Raw genomic sequence first — 20,988 nt, 5'->3', positions numbered from 1 at the left:
CGTGGTCCGTTCCTTCGTCACCGAAGCGAACCGGGTCGTCGTCAAGGTCGGCTCGTCGTCGCTGACCACGGCGGCCGGTGGGCTGGACGCCGACCGGGTCGAGGCGCTGGTCGCGGCCGTCGCCGGCCGGGCCGGCAGCCTGGTGCTGGTGTCGTCGGGCGCGATCGCCGCCGGTCTCGCCCCGCTCGGGCTGACCAGGCGGCCGCGTGACCTGGCCACCCTGCAGGCGGCGGCGAGCGTCGGCCAGAGCTCGCTCGTCCACTGCTACGCCGGCGCGTTCGGCCGGGCCGGGCACCGGGTCGGCCAGGTCCTGCTCACCGCCACCGACGTGATCCGGCGGACGCACTACCGGAACGCGCGCACGACCCTGGAGCGGCTGCTGGCCCTCGGTGTCGTGCCGATCGTGAACGAGAACGACGCGGTCGCCACCCAGGAGATCCGGTTCGGTGACAACGACCGGCTCGCCGCGATCGTCTCCCACCTGGTCTCCGCAGACCTGCTCGTCCTGCTCTCCGACGTCGACGGCGTGTACGAGTCGAACCCGCGGCTGGGGCCGGCGAGCATGGTGCGCGAGGTCCGCTCGGACGCCGATCTCGACGGCCTGACCGCCCGCGGCACCGGCGCGGCCGGCGTCGGGGTCGGCGGCATGGCGACGAAGATCGACGCCGCGCGGATGGCGGCGTCCGGTGGCGTCACGACGGTCGTCACCTCTGCGGCCAACGCGGCCGCGGTGCTGGCCGGCGAGGAGATCGGGACGGTGTTCCACCCGACCGGCCCGCGCCGGCCGTCCCGCCTGCTCTGGCTGGCCCACGCCACCGCTCCCGAGGGCCGGCTGCACCTGGACGAGGGCGCGGTCGCCGCGGTGGTGGACCGGCGGGCCTCGCTGCTGCCGGCCGGGGTCACCAAGGTCGAGGGGGACTTCTCCGCCGGAGACCCGGTCGACCTGGTCGACCCGCGGGGCCGTCCGGTGGCGCGCGGGCTGGTCGAGTTCGACTCCGTCGAGCTGCCGGGCATGCTCGGCCGCTCGACGATGGACCTGGCGGCCGAGCGGGGCCCGTCCTACGAGCGTGAGGTCGTCCACCGCGACGACCTCGTCCTGCTCCTCACCCGTCGCTGACCCGCCGCCGGTAGCCTCAGGGAACGGCGCACAGCGGCGCGCCGTCGACGCCGGGCCCGCGTCCGCGCCGGCCGTCGCGGACAGTCGGGAGGAATCCGGTCATGAACACCTCTGCGGAGGACGTCCGCGCCAGCGCGGTCCGAGCCCGGCAGGCCGCCGGGCAGCTCGCCCCGCTGTCGCGGGCGGCGAAGGACGCCGCGCTGCTGGGCATGGCCGCGGCGCTGCTCGACCGGTCCGCCGAGATCCTCGCCGCGAACGCCCTGGACACCGCCGCCGCGCGGGCCGCCGGCACGTCCGCCGCGCTGGTCGACCGGCTGACCCTCACCCCGGAGCGGATCGAGGCGATGGCCGACGGCCTGCGCCAGGTCGCGGCGCTCGAGGACCCGGTCGGTGAGGTCGTCCGCGGGCGGGTGCTGCCCAACGGGCTGGAGCTGCGCCAGGTCCGGGTGCCGCTCGGCGTCATCGGGATCATCTACGAGGCCCGGCCCAACGTCACGGTGGACGCGGCGGGCCTGTGCATCAAGAGCGGCAACGCGGTGCTGCTGCGGGGCAGCGCCTCGGCGCTGAACTCCAACCGGGTGCTGGTGGACGTCCTGCGGGAGGCGGCGGTGGCCGCGGGGCTGCCGGCCGACGGCGTGCAGCTCGTCCCGGGGGCGGACCACGACTCGGTGAAGCACCTCATGCGGCTGCGCGGCCTGGTGGACGTCCTCATCCCGCGCGGCGGGGCCGGCCTGATCCGCGCGGTCGTCGAGGAGTCGACGGTTCCGGTCATCGAGACCGGCGTCGGTAACTGCCATGTGTACGTGGACGTCGACGCCGACGTCGACACCGCGCTGGCCATCACGCTGAACGCGAAGACGCAGAAGGTGTCGGTGTGCAACTCGGCCGAGACCCTGCTCGTCCACGCCGGGATCGCCGCGGAGTTCCTGCCCCGGGTGCTGACGGCGCTGCGCGACGCGGGCGTGACCGTGCACGGTGACGAGACGGTGCGCGCGGTCGACCCGTCCGCCGTGCCTGTCACCGACGAGGACTGGGCGACGGAGTACCTCTCGCTCGACATGGCGGTGGGGGTCGTCGACTCGCTGGACCAGGCGCTCGACCACATCCGGCGCTGGAGCAGCGGCCACACCGAGGCGATCGTGACCCGGTCGCTGGCGGCGAGTCGCCGGTTCGTCGCCTCCTGCGACAGCGCCGCGGTGATGGTGAACGCCTCGACCCGCTTCACCGACGGCGAGCGGTTCGGGATGGGCGCCGAGATCGGCATCTCCACGCAGAAGCTGCACGCCCGCGGGCCGATGGGCCTGCCCGAGCTGACCTCGACGACCTGGGTGGGCATCGGGGACGGCCACCTGGTGTGACCGGGCGGCGAGTGGGCGTTGCGGGTGGCCTTCCGGGAGGCCGGAACGGCCGTCTCGGGAGCACTCCGGAGCACTCCGGAAGCCCGTCATCCCTCGTCAATCCGTCATGTGCTGCCAACCACTGGCACTATGGACCGTGGTGGTGCTAGGCGCTGGACCGGAAGGTGGCCATGTCGTTGCAGGGATACGCGTTCGCAGACGTCGCTGATGTCCGGGAGCGGCTCCGGGAGACGGGCTACCTCGCCGACGAGGCGATCGCCACCACGGTCTTCCTCGCCGACCGGCTGGGCAAGCCGCTGCTCGTCGAGGGGCCGGCCGGTGTCGGCAAGACCGAGCTCGCCAAGTCGCTGGCCGCGGCGGTCGGCGCCGAGCTGATCAGGCTCCAGTGCTACGAGGGCCTGGACGAGGCCCGCGCGCTCTACGAGTGGAACTACAAGAAGCAGCTGCTGCGCATCCAGGCGGCCTCCGGCGCCACGGCCGAGGCCGCCGGGGACGCCGCCGCTGGCACCGCCAGCTGGCAGCAGACCCACGACGACATCTTCAGCGAGGAGTTCCTCCTCTCCCGTCCGCTGCTCACCGCGATCCGGCGGGACGACCCGACCGTCCTGCTCATCGACGAGACGGACAAGGCCGACGTCGAGGTGGAGGGCCTGCTGCTGGAGGTGCTCTCCGACTTCCAGGTCACGATCCCCGAGCTGGGCACCGTGAAGGCGACCCGCCGGCCGTTCGTCATCCTCACCTCGAACGCCACCCGCGAGCTGTCGGAGGCGCTCAAGCGCCGCTGCCTGTACCTGAACCTGGACTACCCCTCGGCAGCCCGGGAGAAGGAGATCGTCCTCGCCCGGGTGCCCGAGCTGCCGGAGAAGATGGCCGAGTCGCTGGTGCGGATCGTGCGCGCGCTGCGGGCGATGGAGCTCAAGAAGGCCCCGTCGATCGCGGAGACGATCGACTGGGGCCAGACCGTTCTCGCGCTCGGTTTCGACACCATGGACGACGCCGCCGTCACCTCCACCCTCGGCGTGGTCCTCAAGCACGCCAGCGACCAGGCCCGCGCCATCAGCCAGCTCAAGCTCGGCGCCAACTGACGCAGGACCGGGAGGTCCCGATGAACCTGCTCGACCGCACCGTCGAGTTCACCGCCGCGCTGCGCCGCGCCAACGTCCCGGTGAGCAGCGCCGAGACGGTGGACGCCGCGCGGGCGGTCGGTGCCATCGGCTGGGCCGACCGGGACGCCCTGCGGGCCGCGTTCGCCGCGACGATGTGCAAGCGCCCGCTGTACCGGAGCGCGTTCGACTCGCTGTTCGACCTGTACTTTCCGCCGCGGATCGGCGACGGTGTCGTGCTGCCCGACGAGGGCGGGCCCGCCGGGGAGCAGCAGCCGGGGGAGCAGCGGGACGGCGACCCGTCCGAGCTGACCCCGCAGGAGATCGAGGCGCTGCGCCGGGCCATGCGCGACCAGCTCCGCGACGCGCTGCTCGACGGCGACGACGAGAAGCTCCGCGACCTGGCCCGCCGTTCGGTCAGCGCCTTCGGCGCGGCGCAGAACGGGCCGGGGCAGCGCAGCTACTTCATCTACCGGGTGCTGCGGGCGATGTCCCCGGAGACACTCATCGCGGACCTGCTCGCCGCGATGCTCGGCGACGACGATCGCGGCGGCCTCGAAGAGCGGATCGCGCGGCAGACGATCGCCGACCGCATCCGGGCGTTCGAGGAGATGATCTCCTCCGAGGTCCGCCGGCGGATGGCCGAGGAACGCGGCATCGAGGCCGTCGAGCGGACCGCGGTGAAGCCGCTCGCCGACCAGGTCGACTTCCTGCGTGCCTCCCAGCGTGATCTGGTCGAGCTGCGCCGCCAGGTGTATCCGCTCGCCCGCCGGCTGGCGACCAGGCTGACGGCGCGGCGCCGGCTCGGCCGGGCCGGCCGGCTCGACTTCCGCCGCACCGTCCGGGCATCGCTGGCGACCGGTGGCGTGCCGATCGAGACCAAGCACCGGCCGCACAAGCCGCACAAGCCCGAGCTTGTCGTGCTGTGCGACGTGTCCGGATCGGTGTCCTCCTTCGCGCACTTCACCCTCATGCTCACGCACGCGCTGCGCGAGCAGTTCTCCAAGGTCCGCGCGTTCGCGTTCATCGACACGACCGACGAGGTCACCCGCTTCCTGCGCGGGCTCGAGCTGGGCGACATGATGGCCCGGATCGCCTCCGAGGCCGACCTGGTCTGGTTCGACGGCCACAGCGACTACGGCCACGCGATCGAGGTCTTCGCCGAGAAGTACCCGGACGCAGTCGGGCCGCGGACGTCGCTGCTCGTCCTGGGGGATGCCCGCAACAACTACCGGGCCACCTCGGCCGCGGTGTTCCGCCGGCTGTGCGGGCAGGCCCGGCACTCCTACTGGCTGAACCCGGAGCCGCGCAGCTACTGGGGCTCCGGCGACTCGGCCACCACCGCCTACGCGGACCTCGTCGACGAGATGGTCGAGTGCCGCAACGTCGAGCAGCTCCAGCACTTCATCGAGCGTCTGCTACCCACCTGAGGCGCCTCGGCGTGGTCGCGCCGTTGTGGGAGATTTGACGTTTCCGGCGCTTCCGGGGTGAACCGATCGCCGGGCCGCTGCGTCCAACCCTTCGACGGCGGGCGCATGGTGTGACCGCCGACGCCCGCGCGGGTGACCGTGCAGGCCGGACGGAGGGGTGCCGCCATGGCGACCGAAACGACGGCGACGACCATGCCGACAGGTCCGACCGACGCGACCGGACAGGCCGATCCGGGTGAACCGACGACCGCAGGCACCGCCGCGGGCGGGCAGCCGGGGCAGCCCGGTCCGGCCGCCCCTCCCGGTCCGTTCGGGGCGCCCGGCCGGAACGAGCGGCCCTGGTCGTCCCGCCTGCCGGCCATGCCGGACCCGCGCCGCCGCCGGCGCCTGATCCTCGGCGCGGGCGCGCTGCTCGCCGTGATCCTCGGGGTGGGCTTCATCGCTGCCGGAACGGACGGCGCCGGCACGAACTCGGCGGACACGGCGGCCGTCCCGATGCCGGCGTCCGAGCCCGGTACACCCGGCGAGATGAGCACGTCGGCGGACTCCAGCGCGTCGGCGTCGGCGTCGGCGCCGTCGTCGGCGCCCGGTGCGGCCCGGGCGGACGGCATCGCCGCGGGAGCGCCGTCGACCGTCCCGGGCGGGCCCGGTGGCACCGGCGGCACCGGCGGCGAGCCCGCCCGGCCCGCCGGCGCCCAGCCGCGGATCGTCCGCAACGGCACGGCCACGCTGTCCGTGCCGGCCGGTGCCGTGGACAAGGCGGTCCAGGATCTCTCCGCGGCGGCGCGGGGGCTTGCGGGGTACACCGAGTCCAGCGAGGTCAGCGGCACTCCGTCGACCACTGATGACGGCAGCCAGTACGCCACCGTGACCCTGCGGGTGCCGAGCGAGTCGTTCGACGAGCTGCGGTCCGGCCTGAGCCGGATCGGCACGGTGTCGGCGTCGACGATGTCCTCGCGCGACGTGACCGGGGAGTACGTCGATCTCGAGGCGCGCAAGCGCGCGCTGGAGGCCTCCCGCACCGCCTACACGACGCTGCTCTCCAATGCCACCACGGTGGGGGAGACGCTGTCGGTGCAGCAGGCCATCGACGGCGTGCAGATCCAGATCGAGCAGATCGAGGGCCAGCGGATGGTCCTCGCCGACGCCAGCGACCTCGCGACGTTGACGGTGCAGATCGCCGAGGACGGAGCGGACCCCGCACCCGGGCCGGACGATGACGACTCGGGGCTGGTCGCTGCCGCGCGGACATCCTGGAACCGTTTTGTCCGCGGTATCGAGGAGATCATCGCGCTGCTCGGCCCGCTGGCGCTGGTCGGCCTGGTCGCCGCGTGCGTCTACGGGGCCGTCCGGATCGCGCGCCGGTGGGGCTGGATCCCGACGACCCCGGCCCCGCCCGCGCCGCCGCGGGACTCGGCGGGGTCGTAAACGGGTCGGTGCGCTCTGGCACGGACGGGGTCCGGAGCGGCACGATGGACGGGCACACGCAGGCCGCCGGCGACCGGCCCCGACACGGACGTCGGTGCCGGTGCCGGCCGGGGACGGGAGCGCCGGGATGCCCGAGGCAGGCGAGGAATCCGGATCGGGGCTGACCAGCGCCCGCTGGACGCACGTCGCCCTGCCCTCCAGCGACCTCGACGCCTCGATCGCCTTCTACACGTCGATGACCCCGCTGGTCGTCGTGGCGGTCCGCGAGGACGCCGCCGGCCGCAGCGCCTGGCTCTCCAACGAGGGGCAGTGGCGGACGCCGTTCGTCCTGGTGCTGGTGGACTTCGCCCGGGAGCGCGGCGCCCGGCATCCGATCATGACGCCGTTCGCGCACCTCGGGATCGAGGTCCCGCGCCGGGCCGACGTGGACGACGCGGCGGCGCGGGCCCGGGCCGCCGGCTGCCTGCACTGGGAGCCGCAGGACCTGCCGGACCCGGTCGGCTACGTCTGCGCGCTGACGGACCCCGACGGCAACGTGATCGAGATCAGCCACGGCCAGCGGGTCTTCTCGACGGTGCGTGACCTGTGGGGGCCGCGCGGCTGACCGTCCAGCGCCGCGCCTTGACGTGGTCTCGTTCGGCGATCGCGGTGCGTGACGGGGAGCGGGGCCGGTCCGGTGGGGTGGGGGAGCGGAATCATCCGGGCTGCCTGCTCGATAACCTGCACATGAGACCCATAGGGGTCTATTCGGGGCGCTCGACGCGGGCACCCGATGATCGCCTGGTTGTGGGGGATTCGTCACCGCGCGTCGAGAGCCGCCATCGCGGGGATCCTGCGGACCCCCGAAAGGACGTGACGCCAGGTGACACCTCCGAGTCCGGCCGTTCACGACGTGCCGGCGATCGGTGGCCTCGGGATGACCGACGTCGCCCGGCAGACCGTCGCCCGGCAGGCCGGTGCCGGCGGGGCCCAGTCGGCCGCTGAGCCGCCTTGGCCGGCGTGCTCCGGTGTGGATCTCACCCGTCCCCATGCCGCCGTGGTGCTGCACTACGACGGCGCCCGCCGCGACGCGTGGGGCGCCGCCCTGGCCGCGCTCGACGTCCCGGTGCGCCGGGACGGGGCGTTCGGCGAGCTCGGGTGGGCGGTCCTGGCAGGTGACGCCGCCGACGTCGGCCGGGAGCTGGCCGCGGTGCGATCCCGTCTGGCCGCTGCCGTCGGATCGGACCGGCCGGTGCTCGCCGCCGCCGGGCGGGTGGTCGTCGGCGACGGCCGGGACACCTCCGAGACGGCATCGTCGCTCGCCGAGGCACGGGCCGTGCTCGCGCTGCTGCGCCATCGCGGCGACGGCGTGCAGCTCCTGCACTCGGACACCGGGCTGGCCGGGCTGCTGCTGGCCGTCCCGCGGGCGCGGCTGGAGTCGTTCGCCCGGGCCGAGCTCGGGCCGCTGCTGGACCGGCCCGAGCTGCTGGCCACGCTCGCCGCCTGGCTGGAGACGAATGGCAGCCGGGCCGCGGTCGCCGCGCGCATCCACATGCACCGCAACTCGGTCGGCTACCGGATGGACCGGGTCCGCGAGCTCCTGGGCCTGCACGGGGACCCACCGGAGCGGATGTGGCGGTTGCACGCCGCCGTCGTCGCCCGCGAGCTGGTGGCGGCGCTTCCGGCCGGTGACGCCTTCCCGACCGGGGACCTTCCCGACGGCCGGGCTGGCCTGGCCGGGGCGGTCGGGCTGGCCGGCTACCCGCGGGTCAGCGCGGCGTCCACGAGGGCCTGCGCCTCGGCGAGCACCGAGGCCAGGTGATCCGGGCCGGCGAAGCTCTCGGCGTAGATCTTGTAGACGTCCTCGGTGCCGGACGGGCGCGCGGCGAACCACGCGTCGGCCGTCGCCACCTTCACGCCGCCGATCGGGGCGCCGTTGCCCGGCGCGGCCGACAGTGCCGCGGTGACCGCGCCCCCGGCGAGCGTCGTCGCGCACAGGGCCTCGGGCGTCAGCGCGGAGAGGATCTTCTTCTGCGCCGGGGTGGCGGGGGCGTCCACGCGCCGGTAGGCGGGGGAGCCGAACCGCCCGGTCAGCTCGGTGTAGAGAACACCGGGGTCACGGCCGGTCGTCGCGGTCATCTCGGCGGCCAGCAGGCAGGCGATGATGCCGTCCTTGTCCGTCGTCCACACCCGGCCGTCGCGGCGCAGGAACGACGCGCCGGCGCTCTCCTCGCCGCCGAAACCGAGCGAGCCGTCGAGCAGGCCGTCGACGAACCACTTGAAGCCGACCGGCACCTCGACCAGCCCGCGTCCGAGATCGGCGGCGACCCGGTCGATCATGCCGGAGCTGACCAGCGTCTTGCCGACCGCGGCGCCCGCCGGCCAGCCCGGCCGGTGCGCGAACAGGTAGGAGATCGCCGTCGAGAGGTAGTGGTTCGGGTTGAGCAGGCCGGCGCCGGGGGTGACGATCCCGTGCCGGTCGGCGTCCGCGTCGTTCGCCAGCGCGACATCGAACGACCCGGCCAGCCGCAGCAGCGACGCCATCGCGAACGGTGACGACGGGTCCATCCGGATTCGGCCGTCCCAGTCCAGCGTCATGAAGCCGAACGTCGGGTCGACCGCGGTGTTCACCACCTCGATGTCGAGCTTGTGCCGCTCGGCGATCTCCTGCCAGTACAGGACGCTCGCTCCGCCGAGCGGATCGACGCCGATGCGGACCCCGGCCGAGCGGATGGCGTCGAGGTCGACGGCGTTCGGCAGGTCCGCCACGTAGGCGCCGACGAAGTCGTGCACGGTCGCCGCCGCCAGCGCCTGGGTGTGCGGGACCCGGGCGACCTCGGTGAGACCCGCCTCGAGCAGCGCGTTCGCCCGGTTCTGGATCGCGCTCGTGGCCGCGGTGTCGGCGGGACCGCCGTGCGACGGGTTGTACTTGAAGCCGCCGTCGGCCGGCGGGTTATGCGACGGCGTCACGACGATGCCGTCGGCGAGCCCCCCGGGCCCGCCGGCGCCCCCGTGCCCGTTGTGGGCGAGGATCGCGTGCGAGATCACCGGCGTCGGGGTGGCCTCACCGGCCGGCGCGACGCGGACGTCCACTCCGTTCGCGACCAGGACCTCGAGGGCGCTCGCCAGCGCCGGCGCGGACAGCGCGTGCGTGTCGACGCCGATGAACAGCGGACCGCTGACCCCGGCGGCCGCCCGGTGCTCGCAGATCGCCTGTGTGGTGGCCAGGATGTGGTCTTCGTTGAACGACGCCCGCAGTGCGCTGCCGCGGTGGCCGGACGTCCCGAACGCCACCCGCTGGGCCGGGTCGGCGGGGTCGGGACGCACGTCGTGGTAGGCGGCGAGCAGCGCCCGCGGGTCGATGAGCTCGTCGGGAGCGGCGGGCTGACCCGCGCGCGGGCTGTTCGGCATGGGCGGGCTCCAACTGGGCGGGCTCCATATGGGCGGGCTCGATATAGGCGGGCTCGATCGGATCGTTCGGCATCGGATCGTTCGGCTCCCCGGCCAGCCTAGTGCCGCGCGCCGCGACGTTCGCCCCGTCGCCCTGTCACTCGTTGTGGCTCTGGCCGTCGGCCCCGGGCGGGGAGGGGGAGGGGCCGTGGCCTGGCCTGGCCAGCGGGCGGGATGGCGACGTATCGTGATCGGCGTGCCAAGGTCGGCGGCCCCGCCGGACGGGGCGAGATGCTCCATCGCCCGCAGCCTCGAGGTGCTGGGCGAGCGGTGGACGCTGCTGGTCGTCCGCGAGGCGTTCCGCGGGCGCACCCGCTTCGCCGAGTTCCGCGACGCGCTGGGCATTGCGACGGACGTCCTGACCGTCCGCCTGCGCACGCTGGTCGAGGCCGGGGTGCTCGAACGCCAGGCCTACCGCGAGCCCGGGTCACGCGAGCGGTACAGCTACCACCTCACCCCGGCCGGCCACGACCTGCGCCTCGTGCTCGGGTCGCTGCAGCAGTGGGGCGACGCGCACCGGCCCTCCGGCCACGGTCCGGCCACGGTGTACCGCTCCGCGGTGGGCGGCGAGCCGGTGCGGGTGGCCTTCGTCGACAGCGCCGGGGTGGAGATCGACGTCCGCGACGTCGTCTCCACCCCCGGGCCGGGCTGGCCCCGCATCGACGCCGGCCCGGATATCGCGCCGGCACTGACGCCGATGCCGGCCCGGAGGCGGCCCAGCCGGCCGTGAGTGTGCCGGAGGGCCGTCCGCCGGTGGACGATGCGGTGGACGGGGCTGGTCAGCCCGTCAGCGTGGCCACGGGCTCGCGCGAGGAGTAGAGCTCGGCGAGCGCCGGATAGAGGTCGGTGAGCCCACCCGACAGCGCCGCCCGGATGTGAATGCTCGTGTCGTCCGCGAGGACCTCGGCGGCTCCGGCCTCGACGCCGTCCAGCGCGAGCGCCGCGATGGTGGCCGGGTCCGACTTCGGCGCCTGGATGGCGCGGGTCATGTCGGTGTCCATGTAGCCGACGTGCAGCGCCGTCACGGCGACGCCCTGGTCGGCCAGCTCCAGCCGCTGGGAGTTCGTCAGCGACCAGGCGGCGCTCTTCGCCGCGCAGTAGCCTCCGCTCGTCGGCGCCGCCAACCACGACAGGGCCGACAGGACGTTGAGCACCGCCCCACCGGACGCGCCCGCGCGCCCCGTGGCTCCCGCACCGCCGGCGCCGTTCCCGTTCGCGTTGCCCTCACCCGCCGCGCCGGCGCCGGCGCGGTGCCGCGCGAGCTGCGGGGCGAAAGCGCGGACCGTGCGCAGCGGCCCGAAGAAGTGGGTCTCCAGCTCCAGGCGGATGTCGTCGACGTCCCCGGTGAGCACCGACGCGCCGGTCGAGCTGCCGGCGTTGTTGATCAGGATGTCGACGTCGCCGGTCGCCTCGGCCGCCGCGGCCACCTGGGCCGGGTCGTTGACATCCAGCCGGATCGGTACGGCGCCCGGGGTCTGGACCGACTGCGGGTCGCGCGCGGCCGCGTAGACCTTCGCGGCACCCCGGGCCAGCAGCTCCTCGACAAACGCCCGCCCCAGCCCCCGGTTCGCCCCGGTCACCAGGACGACTGATCCCTTGATCCTCGCCATCGCCCGCGCTCCGTCCCTCGTCGCCCGCCATACCCCGGCCGGGCCATGCCCCGCCTGGGCCGGGACGTCGCCGATGTCCGGCCGTCCCTGCGGATCACCGTAGGGTTCTGAGTTGGAAACTGCAACTCAGCTGGGGAGTGACGCAGGACATCCCGCCGTGAGCGCTCTGGACGAGGCGCCACGACTTTGCGCGGAGTTAGTGTCCCCACGTGCGACTGGGCGTGATGGGCGGGACGTTCGATCCCGTCCACAACGGGCACCTGGTCGCGGCCAGCGAGGTCGCGGCGCTCTTCGACCTGGACGAGGTCGTCTTCGTGCCGAGCGGGCGGCCGTGGCAGAAGGTCGACCGCGAGGTCTCCGCCGCCGAGGACCGCTACCTGATGACCTTCCTGGCAACGGCCGAGAACCCGCGGTTCACCGTCAGCCGCATCGACATCGAGCGCAGCGGCCCGACGTACACCATCGACACGCTGCGGCACCTGCGCGGGCAGCGGCCGGGTGACGAGCTGTTCTTCATCACCGGCGCCGACGCCCTCGCCCAGATCTTCACCTGGCGGGACCACACCGAGCTCTTCGGGCTGGCGCACTTCATCGGAGTGACCCGGCCGGGCTACCACCTACGTCGCCACGCCAGCCTGCCCGACGAGTCGGTCAGCCTCCTCGAGGTACCGGCGCTCGCGATCTCCTCCTCGGACATCCGCCAGCGGGTCGCCCGGGCCGCTCCCATCTGGTACCTGACCCCGGACGGCGTCGTCCGCTACATCGCCAAACGCGGGCTGTACGACCCGCGGTCGGCCGTCGGCCCGCCCCCCGTCGACCCCGGGTGACCCGAGCCCGGGGACTCGGCGCCGGGGAACATTCGACCCGATCGCGGGACGGATGTTCGCCGGCACTCCCGTGGGTGTGTCACGCTTGATACGGCCGTCCGACAGCGGGCGGCCGGCGCTCCCGCCGGGGTGCTCCGATCGGGCGGTGTCAACGCCTGCTCGGGCGTCCCGCCGGAACGCGCACCTACCTGCCTTGGAGACCGACCAGCGTGACCGCTTCACCGCGAGCCACCGAGCTCGCCCTCGCCGCCGCCCAGGCCGCCGCCGACAAGATCGCCCAGGACATTCTGATCCTCGACGTGAGCGAGCGGCTGACGATCACCGACTGCTTCGTCATCGCGTCGGCCGAGAACGAGCGGCAGGTCAAGGCCGCCGTCGACGAGATCGAGGAGAAGCTGCGGGCCATGGGGGCCAAGCCGTTGCGCCGCGAGGGCGAGCGCGAGGGCCGGTGGGTCCTGCTCGACTTCGCCGACATCGTCGTGCACGTGCTGCGCGCCGAGGAACGGGTCTACTACAGCCTCGAACGGCTGTGGAAGGACTGCCCGGTCATCCCGTTCGTGGACGCCACCGTCGGCGCCGGGGTGGCCGCCGCGGCCACGGGTGGCGTGGCGGGCGGGGGCGGCGGTACGGCAGAACCGCGGTGAGGCTGCTGCTCTGGCGGCACGGGCGGACGTCCTGGAACGACGCGGGGCGGTTCCAGGGCCACGCCGATCCTTCCCTGGACTTGACCGGTCAGCGGCAGGCCGAGCTGGTGGGCCCGTTCATCAGGGCTCTCAACCCTGAGCTCGTGGTCTCCTCGGACCTGCGCCGCTGCCGGGAGACCGCGGCGCGGATCGGCCTGCCCGTCCGCGCCGACGCGCGGCTGCGCGAGATCGACCTGGGGGCGTGGTCCGGGCTCACCGGTGCCGAGGCCGCCGCCCGCTTCCCCGCGGAGGACGCCGCCTGGCGCCGCGGCGAGGACGTCCGCCGCGGCGGCGGCGAGACGTACGAGGAGGTCGGCGCACGGGCCGGCGCCGTCTTCGACGACATCGTCGCCGAGGGTCTGCCGGTCACCGCCGGCGGCCTCGTCGTCTTCGTGTTGCACGGGGGGACGGCCCGGTCGCTCCTCGGGCGTGTCCTCGGCGTGCCCGTCCAGAACTGGTGGGTGTTCGGCCCGCTGGGCAACTGCCGCTGGTCGATGCTGCGGCGCGAGCCGGGCGGGTTTCGGCTGGTGGAGCACAACACCGGACCCCTCGCCACAGTCGCCGCGGCGCCTGATAAGGTCGTCAGCGTCGGACCGGGGAGCACAGCTTCCCACCCACCAGCCGAGGCGATCCTGCCGACGCAGGAGGCCCCGACGGCAAGCGACACGGAACCTGTACACTCGCAGACGCAACCGACAAGCGGTTGAGACAGCAAGTACCGGTTGCGGTCGAGTAGGATATAAATAGTACGTCGTAATATGGGGCTGTGGCGCAGTCTGGTAGCGCATCACACTGGCAGTGTGAGGGTCAGGGGTTCGAATCCCCTCAGCTCCACAATAGTAAGTATGTTCGAACCCCTGTCGGAAGTCTGACGGGGGTTCGCTTCTTTTTCGGGCAGTCTGCCATAGCGGGTCGCTGACAGCGTCGAGGACGCGGACCATCGCCGCCAGCGCTGATCCGCGCGTCAGGCAGGCGAGTCAGTCGCAGAGCCGCTTCCATGCGGTGGCGTCGGGCCGCAGTGCGAAGGCCACGCGATGCCCGGCGTCGTCCGTGAAGACGACTTCTGTGCCGCTGGTCGGTGTCAGCGTTCCCGGCTGGACCGGGTTGCCCCAGCGGCGCGGTTCGCCTCCGGCGGCGGGCTCCGAGGATGAGGACCCGCAGCCGCTGAGTAGTGCGGTCAGGCAGGCAAAGGCGACCGCGCTTGTCGGGACGAGGGTATACATCGTTCTCCGTCGGCGTCGAAAGTAGAGTGTCAGCAGGTCGAGATGCCGTCCCTGTCCGCCGTCACGTCCAATCTGAAGTGACGGATCCCTGGTCCTGGCGGGTCGTTCCCATCCTCACCGGAGTCGTCCGGAAACCATATGGTCAGAAAAACGGTGCTGCCTTCGGTGGACTTGGAGTAGCATCGGCTTGATCCAAGGTACATAGGTTCGCCGGGATCGACCGGGCGATTGTCGACGTGCTCCAGCTTCCAGCCGGCCGCGGGCACGGTGCGATGGTAGAACTCCATCACTCCATCGGTCGTACCCGCCGGCCGGTATGTGCGCCCCGCATATGTTGCGCCGGAGCTTTCGCTGCAGCCAGATCCCTGTTCTTGGACCGTTGCGCCAGCAGGATGCAGGTCGAGTACGGCGAGGTTGTTCAACCTTGCGGCAAGTTCGTTGTCCCGGTCCGTGCATCCCGCCTCCGGCCATGAGACGGGCAACGCTGAGCAGCCAGCAGTTGAGAGGGCTCCTATCAGCATCCAAAAAATGATCTTGTTTGGCGCGATCGAAGGGACTCCTCGTGTCACCACGAACATAATCTTAGTTTGAGGAAAAACCGTCGCAGATGCGGGGGAACCAGGGAAGCCGTGACCGGGCCTACCGCCCAGCCGCCAGCCGGAGGACCGTACGCGGTCGCCCCACAGGAGGGAGAAGAACGCGCCGGCCGCGCGGAGCTCGCTCGGGCCGCCGCGCTCGACGACCCGTCCGCCGTCGAGGACGACGACCTGGTCGGCCGCGTCGATTAGGGCGGCGGTGTGCGCCACGACGATGACGGTCGAGGTGCGCTTCAGCTCGGTGACCGAACGGCGGATCAGGTACTCGTCTGCCGGGTCGAGCGTGGCCGTCGCCTCGTCGAGCAGGACGATCGGGGCCTGCTTGAGCGGCACCCGGGCATCGACACCCGCTGGCGCTCGCCACTGGACAGGCGTGCACCCGCCTCCCCGACACGGGTGCAGGCTAGCGGCCCGGGCGCGGACGTCGCGTGGCCCGGGTGTGTCGCCCGGCGGCGGGCTCGGGCCGGCGCCGGGGCGGCCCTCCCGGAAGAATGCAACCCGCGAATGGTGGACACCTTACGGACACCTGCTCAATGGTGGGGCGGGTGAAGGTCGGTGCCATATAGTGACCACAGGATGAACAGCTATTCTGTCAACACCGTTTCGGCCGACACCGTTTCGGCCGACACCGCTTCGGTCAACACCGTTTCGGCCCGCGGCAGCAGGAGTTCTGGTTGCCGGGCAGCCCTGGACGAGGCACACGGCGTTCTCGGCTTCGACTCGCCGAAATGCAGCTGTGTCGAGGAGTCGGAGCATTCGGCGCGCGTAGCGCTTGCCATCCGCGACCTCGATGGCCAGGGCGTCCTGCGGCTCGCGCTGCGTGCCATTGCCGATCGGGTACACCCCAGAAGGGCAACCCGTGCCTGAGACGCCGTCCATCATCGCCCTTTCCGGTGCCGTGGGTGCCGGTATCTGCGGCATTACCCCCGGAATCCCCGGAACGGGGCCGGCCTGATGCCCGAGCACACCCTTTCGGTCACCCTCACCGCCCCCACGAGCGACAGTCTCGACGCGCTTGTCACCGCGGCCGACGTCGCGCTGATCGCCGCGGGCTGGGCCGTCGGGGGAAGCGCCGTGAAGGTCGCGTGCGAGTGCACCTGGCCCCGTGACACCAATCTGGCCGAGCCCGGCCGCCTGGGCCTGTTCGGCACCGTGGTCTACGTCGTCGCAGCCCTCATCGTGGCCCTGGGCATCCTGCGCGGCTCGGGGGTGCTGTGACAGCAGCCGTTCCCTCGCCCAGACTGGTCCCGTGACGCCGGTTTCCCACCACCGGTTTCACGGCTCCGGCCCCGAAAGCTCGGTACCGCTCCCGGTCATCGGACCGGCGACCAGGCAGAACATCGTTTTGTGTGGCAATTCCGGACGCACCTGACGGCGTGGTGCCATGATGACCCGAATAGCTGCCGGACCGCCGTCGACTTCCTCGTCGTTCGGTCGGTGCGGGGTACGCGCGCGCGACGAGGCGTGCCTCATCACGGCGGACTCGCGTCAATGCGGCAGTCGGTTTGGTTGATTGCCAGCAAGGGGGTCAGTCATGGCACGTTGGGCGCGCGCCCGCCGTGGAGTCGTGTGTACGGCCGTCGTCGGTGTCCTCGCCGCGGCGTTACCGGTCGCGGCCGGGCTCCCGGCCGCGCGGGCGGCCGGTGAGAACACATCCACCAATGTCGTCATCATCTGGGACCGCAATGCGCAGACCGCGATCTGGGACGTCGCCGGCCAGCAGCCGCAGGTCCAGGCGCGCAGCTTCGCGATGGTGCACGGGGCCGTTTACGACGCGGTGAACGCCATCGCCGGGCGGCCTTACCAGCCTTATCTGCTCGCCCCGCGGGCCAGCGGGCGCGAGTCGACGGACGCCGCCGTCGCGACCGCCGCCTTCCAGGTACTCAGCTCCCTGTTCCCGGCCCAGCGGCCGCGGCTGCAGACGCAGTACGACGAGTGGATGGCGAACCTTCCCGACGACGCGGCGAAGCGGAGCGGGACCGCCGTGGGTGGCCAGACCGCCGCAGCGATGATCAGTGCTCGGCAGAACGACGGGGCCTTCGGTAATCCGACCTGGCCGGTGGGCACCCAGCCCGGCCAGTGGCGGCCGACTCCGCCGACCTTCGCCTCCGACACGGCCTGGGTGGCGAACCTCAGGCCGTTCCTGATCCCGAGCGCGTCGATGTTCCGCTCGGCCGGGCCGCCGGCGCTGACCTCCGAGCGCTACGCCCGGGACCTCAACGAGGTCAAAACGATCGGCGCCGTCAACAGCACGACCAGGACGCTCGACCAGACCCAGGCGGCGATCTGGTGGCACGACCGGCACCTGGGTGAATGGGAGATCAAGCGCCAGCTCGCCACGGGCCGCCGTCTGAGCACCCTGCAGACGGCCCGCATGTTCGCGATGGTCGACCTCACCGAGGCCGACGCGACGACCGCCTGCTTCAACGAGAAGGCGGCCTGGACGTCCTGGCGGCCAGTCACCGCGATCCAGCTGGCCGACACCGACGGCAACCCGGCAACCACCGCCGACCCGACCTGGGCACCGCTGCTCGTCACCCCGCCACACCCCGACTTCACGTCCGGGCACACCTGCTTCACGACGGCGAGCATGTCGACGCTGGCGTTCTTCTTCGGCCGGGACGACATCCCGTTCAGTGCGTACAGTGCCGATTCGGGTACCACACGCTATTTCCGTGGTTTCTCCCATGCCATCGCCGAGGTGATCGAGGCTCGCGTCTGGGGTGGCATCCACACTCGGTCGGCCGACACCGAGGGCGCGAAGATCGGCGCCAAGGTGACCGCCTACGCGACCAGGAACTATTTCCGCCCGCGGCGTTGACCGGCCCGCACGGCGCGGCAAGCGGTACCCGGCGCCGGGTTGCCCGGCGGTTGCGACGGTGCCCTTTGTAGCCCCTGATCAGGCAATATGTGGTCGCGGTCGCAACCTGAACACGATCGGCCGGACCGCTTTACCACCGCATGTCGATCCGGAAATCCGCGGGGGGCGCCATGGCGCCCCCCGCTCCTGAACACCGCCATTTCTCGGCATTCCTCAACGCGGCCACATTGGTGGCCGCGTGGTGGCGACACAGGGCGGAGGAGTCGCGCGGGCCGGCCCTTCGGTGACGCTCCGGTCACATTGCGATGGCCGCGACAAGGGTGGGCGCCACCCGGCGTACCGTCGATGCTCCGTGGGGTTTCTTGTGCCTGCGGAGTCGTCGGTGTTGGATGGCGAGGTATTGACTGGTGATAACTTCGCGGTCAGGTTCAACGGACATGTTCCGCTCAACTGGAGACCTGCTCGTGTGGTGGCCCGTTACGCTCCTCCGCGACAGCTTCGGTCTGCTCCGCCGGCAGGTGGGGGGTGGTCGGGTGGCGGTGTCGGTCGGAGGCTCCGCGGCGGCCCGTCCTGCTGGCAGCAAGTGGACATCGTGACGACGGGCGGCCATCGGCCGCGGGTCGTGGCTGCCGCGCGGTGGGCGCGGCCGTCGTGACGGATGGCGCCGGGTGGCGTTTCACACCGCACGCACCAACGGCTTCCCGCGCCTCGAAAACAACGATCAGCATGGGTATTGTGCCGCGAAAGGCGTGCGGTCCGCGGCGGCCTGAGGTGTTGCTGCCGTCGCCGGCCGGATGTCAGCCTGAACGTGGCTTGGGGGGAGTCGTGTCAGCATGGGTTCGGGATCGTTCGGGGGCCGTCCACGGCCACGTTTTGCCTTGTCTCGCCGGTCGCGCGTAGCGGCGGTATTCGCCGGTCTCCTGGTGGTGGCCGGCTTACTGGCGACCGGTATCGCAGGTCCCGCGGCCGCCGCGGCGGGGCGGCCGCCGGCCGGCGCCGGTTCGGCCGCGTCCGTCGGTCCGGCTGCCATGCGTGCCGTGATCCTCGTAGACGAGTCCGGCAGCCTGGACGACGATGCGGTGCGGCGTGAGAAAGAAGCCGCCCAGCTGCTCGCGTTCAGTTCGCTGACCCCCGATTCGGAAATTGCGGTGGTGGGTTTCGGCAGCTCGAACGGCGAAGCCGGGCAGCATGCGGTCGAGGTTTACTGCCCGCTGACGAAGGCGGAGCCTGCGAAACAGCAGTTCTTCGTCGACTGCATCGACCGCCTGCACCGCCGTGTGCCGTCCGAGGGCGCCGACACCGACCACGCCGCGGCCATGACCCAGGCGCTGAGCATCCTCGGGCGGGCGCAGGAGGGCCGGCCCTCCTTCATCTTCCTGCTCACCGACGGCCGGCTCGACGTGGCGAACAGTCCGCAGTACGGCCAGCCGGGGGCACGCAACACCGAGGCGCAGCGCCGGGTCGACAGCCAGGTTGCGGCCGCCCGGAGCAACGGCGTCCAGATCTGGCCGCTCGGCTTCGGTGACGCCGACCAGGCCGCGCTTGACCGGTTCGCCGCCGGCGGTGCCCAGCAGACCTGCAACAACCTGCCAGACAACCAGCCGAAGGCGCGGGTGGTGACCTCGCCGGACGTCGTGGCGCGCTCGCTGTTCGAGGCGATCGGCAGCGCCAGCTGCGCCCAGACCACCGAGTTCGACACCGGCAAGCTCTCGCCAGGGTCGCCGGTCGAGCTGACCGTCTCCATCCCGGAGATCAGCACCGACGGGGTCATCGCCGTCATCAAGGGCGACCCGCGGGTGGAGGTCAGCTACGTCGACCCCAACGGGAAGGAGGTCGGCGACACCAGGGAGTTCGACGGCTCGATCTTCACCCGGAGCACCGCCAACGGCACGGTCGAGTCGCTGCGGGTGCAGAACCCCAGGCCGGGCACCTGGAAGATCCGGCTCACGGCCCCGGCCGACGTGCCGCCCGGCCAGATCGTCGGCGCCGCCGCGATGTGGCAGGGCGTGCTCCAAGCGGTGGTCGGCCTCAACCCGCCGGTGCCGCAGCCCGGGCAGCAGGCCGTCGTCAGCGTCCAGTTGCAGACCCGCGACGGCGCGATCGACGACCCCGGCACCCTGGACGGCATCCAGTTCGGCGTGCGGATGTCCGGCGACAGCATCGAACAGCAGACCGTGCGGCTGACCAACGACGGCCGCGAGGGCGACGCCGTGGCTGGCGACGCCGAGTACAGCGGGCACATCACCGTCCCGCCGGACGCCAAGGGCGCGCTGACCTTCGTCGGCACGATCGACGGGCCGGGTGTCGTCGGCGCGTCCACCGTCTACACGACGGTGGTGGCGGCCCAGGCCAGCCCGATCACCGCGTCGCTGCAGCTCGGCCGCGGCCACGTGGCGCCCGGCGGCAGCCTGACCGGCTCGGTCGTGGTGGACAACACCGACGGGCAGGCCCGCACCCTCTCGCTCCAGCTGCGCAACCTCAGCAACGGGGCGCGCGCGACGATCGACCCGGCGACGATCGCCAGCCAGCAGCGCGGCCGCGGCGAGCACCGGCTCACCGTCACCTTCGGCGAGGACACCGCGCTGGGCGCCACCAGCGGGACGGTGATCCTGGTCGACGCCGCCAACCCGTCCACCGTGCTCGCGTGGTCCCGCCTCAACGCGGACGTCGGCCGTCCCGCGTCGTTGCTGGAGCGGTTCTGGTGGCTGTGGGTGCTGGCCCTGGCGGTGGTGCTCGCGCTGCTGCTGCTCGCCGCCTGGCTGCGCCAGACCGACCGCAGGGTCCGCGACGTCAGTGACGTCACCGTGTACCTGAGCCGCGGCGGTCAGCCGATGGGGCACCTGCAGGCCCGGTCGGACACCGGCAGCCGATTCCCCTTCGTGGTGCTCGACGCGACCGGCGTCGCCCCGCATCTCGACCATTCGTACGGAGGCGGCGGTGGGTACGCCGTGACCCGCAACCGGCACCGGGTCCTGCAGCTGAGGACCCCGGACGGGACGACGCGCGACATCTCGGCGGGGATGCCGGTGGAGATCGAGGCCGGCCTCGCGCTGACCATGACCGCCGCCGTGCGGGACAACCAGCCCTTCTCGACCGTCCCGGGCAGCGACGACCTGTACGAGCGGGCCGGTGATCACCGCGGGAGCGCTGACTCGTGGGCCGGCCACGGCGCGGGCCGCGCCTCCGCGCCCGCCGGCTCATATGACCCGGTGTCGGGGGCCGACCAGTCCGAGGTGACGACCTGGATCCCCGGCGGCCCGTCGCAGCGCCCCGCACCGAGCGGCTTCAACCCGCCCGCGAGCCCGGAGCCGCCGCCCGGCGGCGGCCGCTCGCCCCGTAACGACGACCTGTTCGACTGATCCG

General features: G+C 72.4%; 19 protein-coding genes and 1 tRNA gene. 16 read left to right on the top strand and 4 right to left on the bottom strand.

Annotated features, from left to right (window positions below; translation table 11 throughout):
- The first annotated feature begins 1 nt into the window (after position 1).
- From proB to FRANEAN1_RS25840, 7 genes are all read left to right on the top strand, one after another.
- Positions 2-1,117: a glutamate 5-kinase gene (gene proB / locus FRANEAN1_RS25870; protein WP_020462727.1), complete on the top strand. Its 1,116-nt coding sequence runs from the start codon at positions 2-4 to the stop codon at positions 1,115-1,117.
- A gap of 101 nt (positions 1,118-1,218) precedes the next feature.
- Entirely contained in the window at positions 1,219-2,475 is a 1,257-nt protein-coding gene (locus FRANEAN1_RS25865) for a glutamate-5-semialdehyde dehydrogenase (protein ID WP_020462726.1), read from the top strand.
- 170 nt (positions 2,476-2,645) lie between these two features.
- On the top strand, positions 2,646-3,560 hold the full coding sequence (locus FRANEAN1_RS25860; protein ID WP_041256538.1) for a MoxR family ATPase: 915 nt from the start codon (positions 2,646-2,648) through the stop codon (positions 3,558-3,560).
- A 20-nt stretch (positions 3,561-3,580) separates the two neighbouring features.
- Complete coding sequence (locus FRANEAN1_RS25855; protein WP_020462724.1) at positions 3,581-5,008, top strand: VWA domain-containing protein; 1,428 nt, start codon at positions 3,581-3,583, stop codon at positions 5,006-5,008.
- Positions 5,009-5,173: 165 nt separating this feature from the next.
- Entirely contained in the window at positions 5,174-6,436 is a 1,263-nt protein-coding gene (locus tag FRANEAN1_RS25850; RefSeq protein ID WP_347176758.1) for a DUF4349 domain-containing protein, read from the top strand.
- Between the two features lie 127 nt (positions 6,437-6,563).
- Complete coding sequence (locus FRANEAN1_RS25845; protein WP_020462722.1) at positions 6,564-7,040, top strand: VOC family protein; 477 nt, start codon at positions 6,564-6,566, stop codon at positions 7,038-7,040.
- A 258-nt stretch (positions 7,041-7,298) separates the two neighbouring features.
- Positions 7,299-8,237, top strand: coding sequence for a PucR family transcriptional regulator (locus FRANEAN1_RS25840; protein ID WP_020462721.1), 939 nt, complete (start codon positions 7,299-7,301; stop codon positions 8,235-8,237).
- Here FRANEAN1_RS25840 and pgm read toward each other — a convergent pair.
- On the bottom strand, positions 8,174-9,826 hold the full coding sequence (gene pgm, locus FRANEAN1_RS25835) for a phosphoglucomutase (alpha-D-glucose-1,6-bisphosphate-dependent) (protein ID WP_020462720.1): 1,653 nt from the start codon (positions 9,824-9,826) through the stop codon (positions 8,174-8,176). The two genes, FRANEAN1_RS25840 and pgm, sit on opposite strands and share 64 nt — an antisense overlap.
- Before the next feature lie 235 nt (positions 9,827-10,061).
- Here pgm and FRANEAN1_RS25830 point away from each other — a divergent pair, with 235 nt between their 5' ends.
- On the top strand, positions 10,062-10,595 hold the full coding sequence (locus FRANEAN1_RS25830; protein ID WP_049796018.1) for a helix-turn-helix domain-containing protein: 534 nt from the start codon (positions 10,062-10,064) through the stop codon (positions 10,593-10,595).
- A 49-nt stretch (positions 10,596-10,644) separates the two neighbouring features.
- Here FRANEAN1_RS25830 and FRANEAN1_RS25825 read toward each other — a convergent pair whose 3' ends face one another.
- The gene (locus FRANEAN1_RS25825; RefSeq protein ID WP_020462718.1) at positions 10,645-11,475 is read right to left on the bottom strand and encodes an SDR family oxidoreductase; all 831 of its coding nucleotides are present in this window, start codon (positions 11,473-11,475) and stop codon (positions 10,645-10,647) included.
- Positions 11,476-11,684: 209 nt separating this feature from the next.
- On the opposite strand from FRANEAN1_RS25825, the gene nadD reads away from it, so the two are divergent.
- From nadD to FRANEAN1_RS25805, 4 genes are all read left to right on the top strand, one after another.
- Positions 11,685-12,302, top strand: coding sequence for a nicotinate-nucleotide adenylyltransferase (gene nadD / locus FRANEAN1_RS25820; RefSeq protein ID WP_020462717.1), 618 nt, complete (start codon positions 11,685-11,687; stop codon positions 12,300-12,302).
- 209 nt (positions 12,303-12,511) lie between these two features.
- Complete coding sequence (rsfS, locus tag FRANEAN1_RS25815; protein ID WP_020462716.1) at positions 12,512-12,946, top strand: ribosome silencing factor; 435 nt, start codon at positions 12,512-12,514, stop codon at positions 12,944-12,946.
- Complete coding sequence (locus FRANEAN1_RS25810; protein ID WP_020462715.1) at positions 12,943-13,692, top strand: histidine phosphatase family protein; 750 nt, start codon at positions 12,943-12,945, stop codon at positions 13,690-13,692. The genes rsfS and FRANEAN1_RS25810 overlap by 4 nt, the downstream gene beginning before the upstream one ends.
- A 53-nt stretch (positions 13,693-13,745) precedes the next feature.
- Positions 13,746-13,819, top strand: a tRNA-Ala gene (locus FRANEAN1_RS25805).
- 143 nt (positions 13,820-13,962) lie between these two features.
- Here the strand turns inward: FRANEAN1_RS25805 and FRANEAN1_RS25800 are convergent.
- Entirely contained in the window at positions 13,963-14,208 is a 246-nt protein-coding gene (locus tag FRANEAN1_RS25800) for a hypothetical protein (protein ID WP_041254812.1), read from the bottom strand.
- 29 nt (positions 14,209-14,237) lie between these two features.
- Positions 14,238-15,137: an ABC transporter ATP-binding protein gene (locus FRANEAN1_RS41540; RefSeq protein WP_020462714.1), complete on the bottom strand. Its 900-nt coding sequence runs from the start codon at positions 15,135-15,137 to the stop codon at positions 14,238-14,240.
- Between the two features lie 243 nt (positions 15,138-15,380).
- Between FRANEAN1_RS41540 and FRANEAN1_RS41535 the strand changes: the two genes are divergently transcribed.
- The 4 genes from FRANEAN1_RS41535 (at position 15,381) to FRANEAN1_RS25780 (ending at position 20,984) form a co-directional block, all read left to right on the top strand.
- Positions 15,381-15,671 (top strand): hypothetical protein, encoded by a 291-nt coding sequence (locus tag FRANEAN1_RS41535; protein WP_157472803.1) that lies wholly within the window; start codon positions 15,381-15,383, stop codon positions 15,669-15,671.
- A gap of 87 nt (positions 15,672-15,758) precedes the next feature.
- On the top strand, positions 15,759-16,022 hold the full coding sequence (locus tag FRANEAN1_RS25790) for a hypothetical protein (protein ID WP_018500197.1): 264 nt from the start codon (positions 15,759-15,761) through the stop codon (positions 16,020-16,022).
- Between the two features lie 316 nt (positions 16,023-16,338).
- Positions 16,339-17,625, top strand: coding sequence for a vanadium-dependent haloperoxidase (locus FRANEAN1_RS25785; protein WP_020462713.1), 1,287 nt, complete (start codon positions 16,339-16,341; stop codon positions 17,623-17,625).
- Positions 17,626-18,548: 923 nt separating this feature from the next.
- Positions 18,549-20,984: a vWA domain-containing protein gene (locus tag FRANEAN1_RS25780; RefSeq protein ID WP_041254810.1), complete on the top strand. Its 2,436-nt coding sequence runs from the start codon at positions 18,549-18,551 to the stop codon at positions 20,982-20,984.
- Positions 20,985-20,988: the final 4 nt, after the last annotated feature.

This window comes from Parafrankia sp. EAN1pec, assembly GCF_000018005.1.
Taxonomy (GTDB): domain Bacteria; phylum Actinomycetota; class Actinomycetes; order Frankiales; family Frankiaceae; genus Parafrankia; species Parafrankia soli.
The sequence above is the reverse complement of the archived record's forward strand: the minus strand, read 5'-3'. Positions and strand labels throughout refer to the sequence as shown.

Coding starts and splice junctions, on each gene's coding strand:
- FRANEAN1_RS25865 (WP_020462726.1), top strand. CDS start 1,219: ATGAACACCTCTGCGGAGGACGTCCGCGCCAGCGCGGTCCGAGCCCGG.
- FRANEAN1_RS25860 (WP_041256538.1), top strand. CDS start 2,646: ATGTCGTTGCAGGGATACGCGTTCGCAGACGTCGCTGATGTCCGGGAG.
- FRANEAN1_RS25855 (WP_020462724.1), top strand. CDS start 3,581: ATGAACCTGCTCGACCGCACCGTCGAGTTCACCGCCGCGCTGCGCCGC.
- FRANEAN1_RS25850 (WP_347176758.1), top strand. CDS start 5,174: ATGGCGACCGAAACGACGGCGACGACCATGCCGACAGGTCCGACCGAC.
- FRANEAN1_RS25845 (WP_020462722.1), top strand. CDS start 6,564: ATGCCCGAGGCAGGCGAGGAATCCGGATCGGGGCTGACCAGCGCCCGC.
- pgm (WP_020462720.1), bottom strand. CDS start 9,826: ATGCCGAACAGCCCGCGCGCGGGTCAGCCCGCCGCTCCCGACGAGCTC.
- FRANEAN1_RS25825 (WP_020462718.1), bottom strand. CDS start 11,475: ATGGCGAGGATCAAGGGATCAGTCGTCCTGGTGACCGGGGCGAACCGG.
- FRANEAN1_RS25800 (WP_041254812.1), bottom strand. CDS start 14,208: ATGTATACCCTCGTCCCGACAAGCGCGGTCGCCTTTGCCTGCCTGACC.
- FRANEAN1_RS41535 (WP_157472803.1), top strand. CDS start 15,381: ATGAACAGCTATTCTGTCAACACCGTTTCGGCCGACACCGTTTCGGCC.
- FRANEAN1_RS25790 (WP_018500197.1), top strand. CDS start 15,759: ATGCCCGAGCACACCCTTTCGGTCACCCTCACCGCCCCCACGAGCGAC.
- FRANEAN1_RS25785 (WP_020462713.1), top strand. CDS start 16,339: ATGGCACGTTGGGCGCGCGCCCGCCGTGGAGTCGTGTGTACGGCCGTC.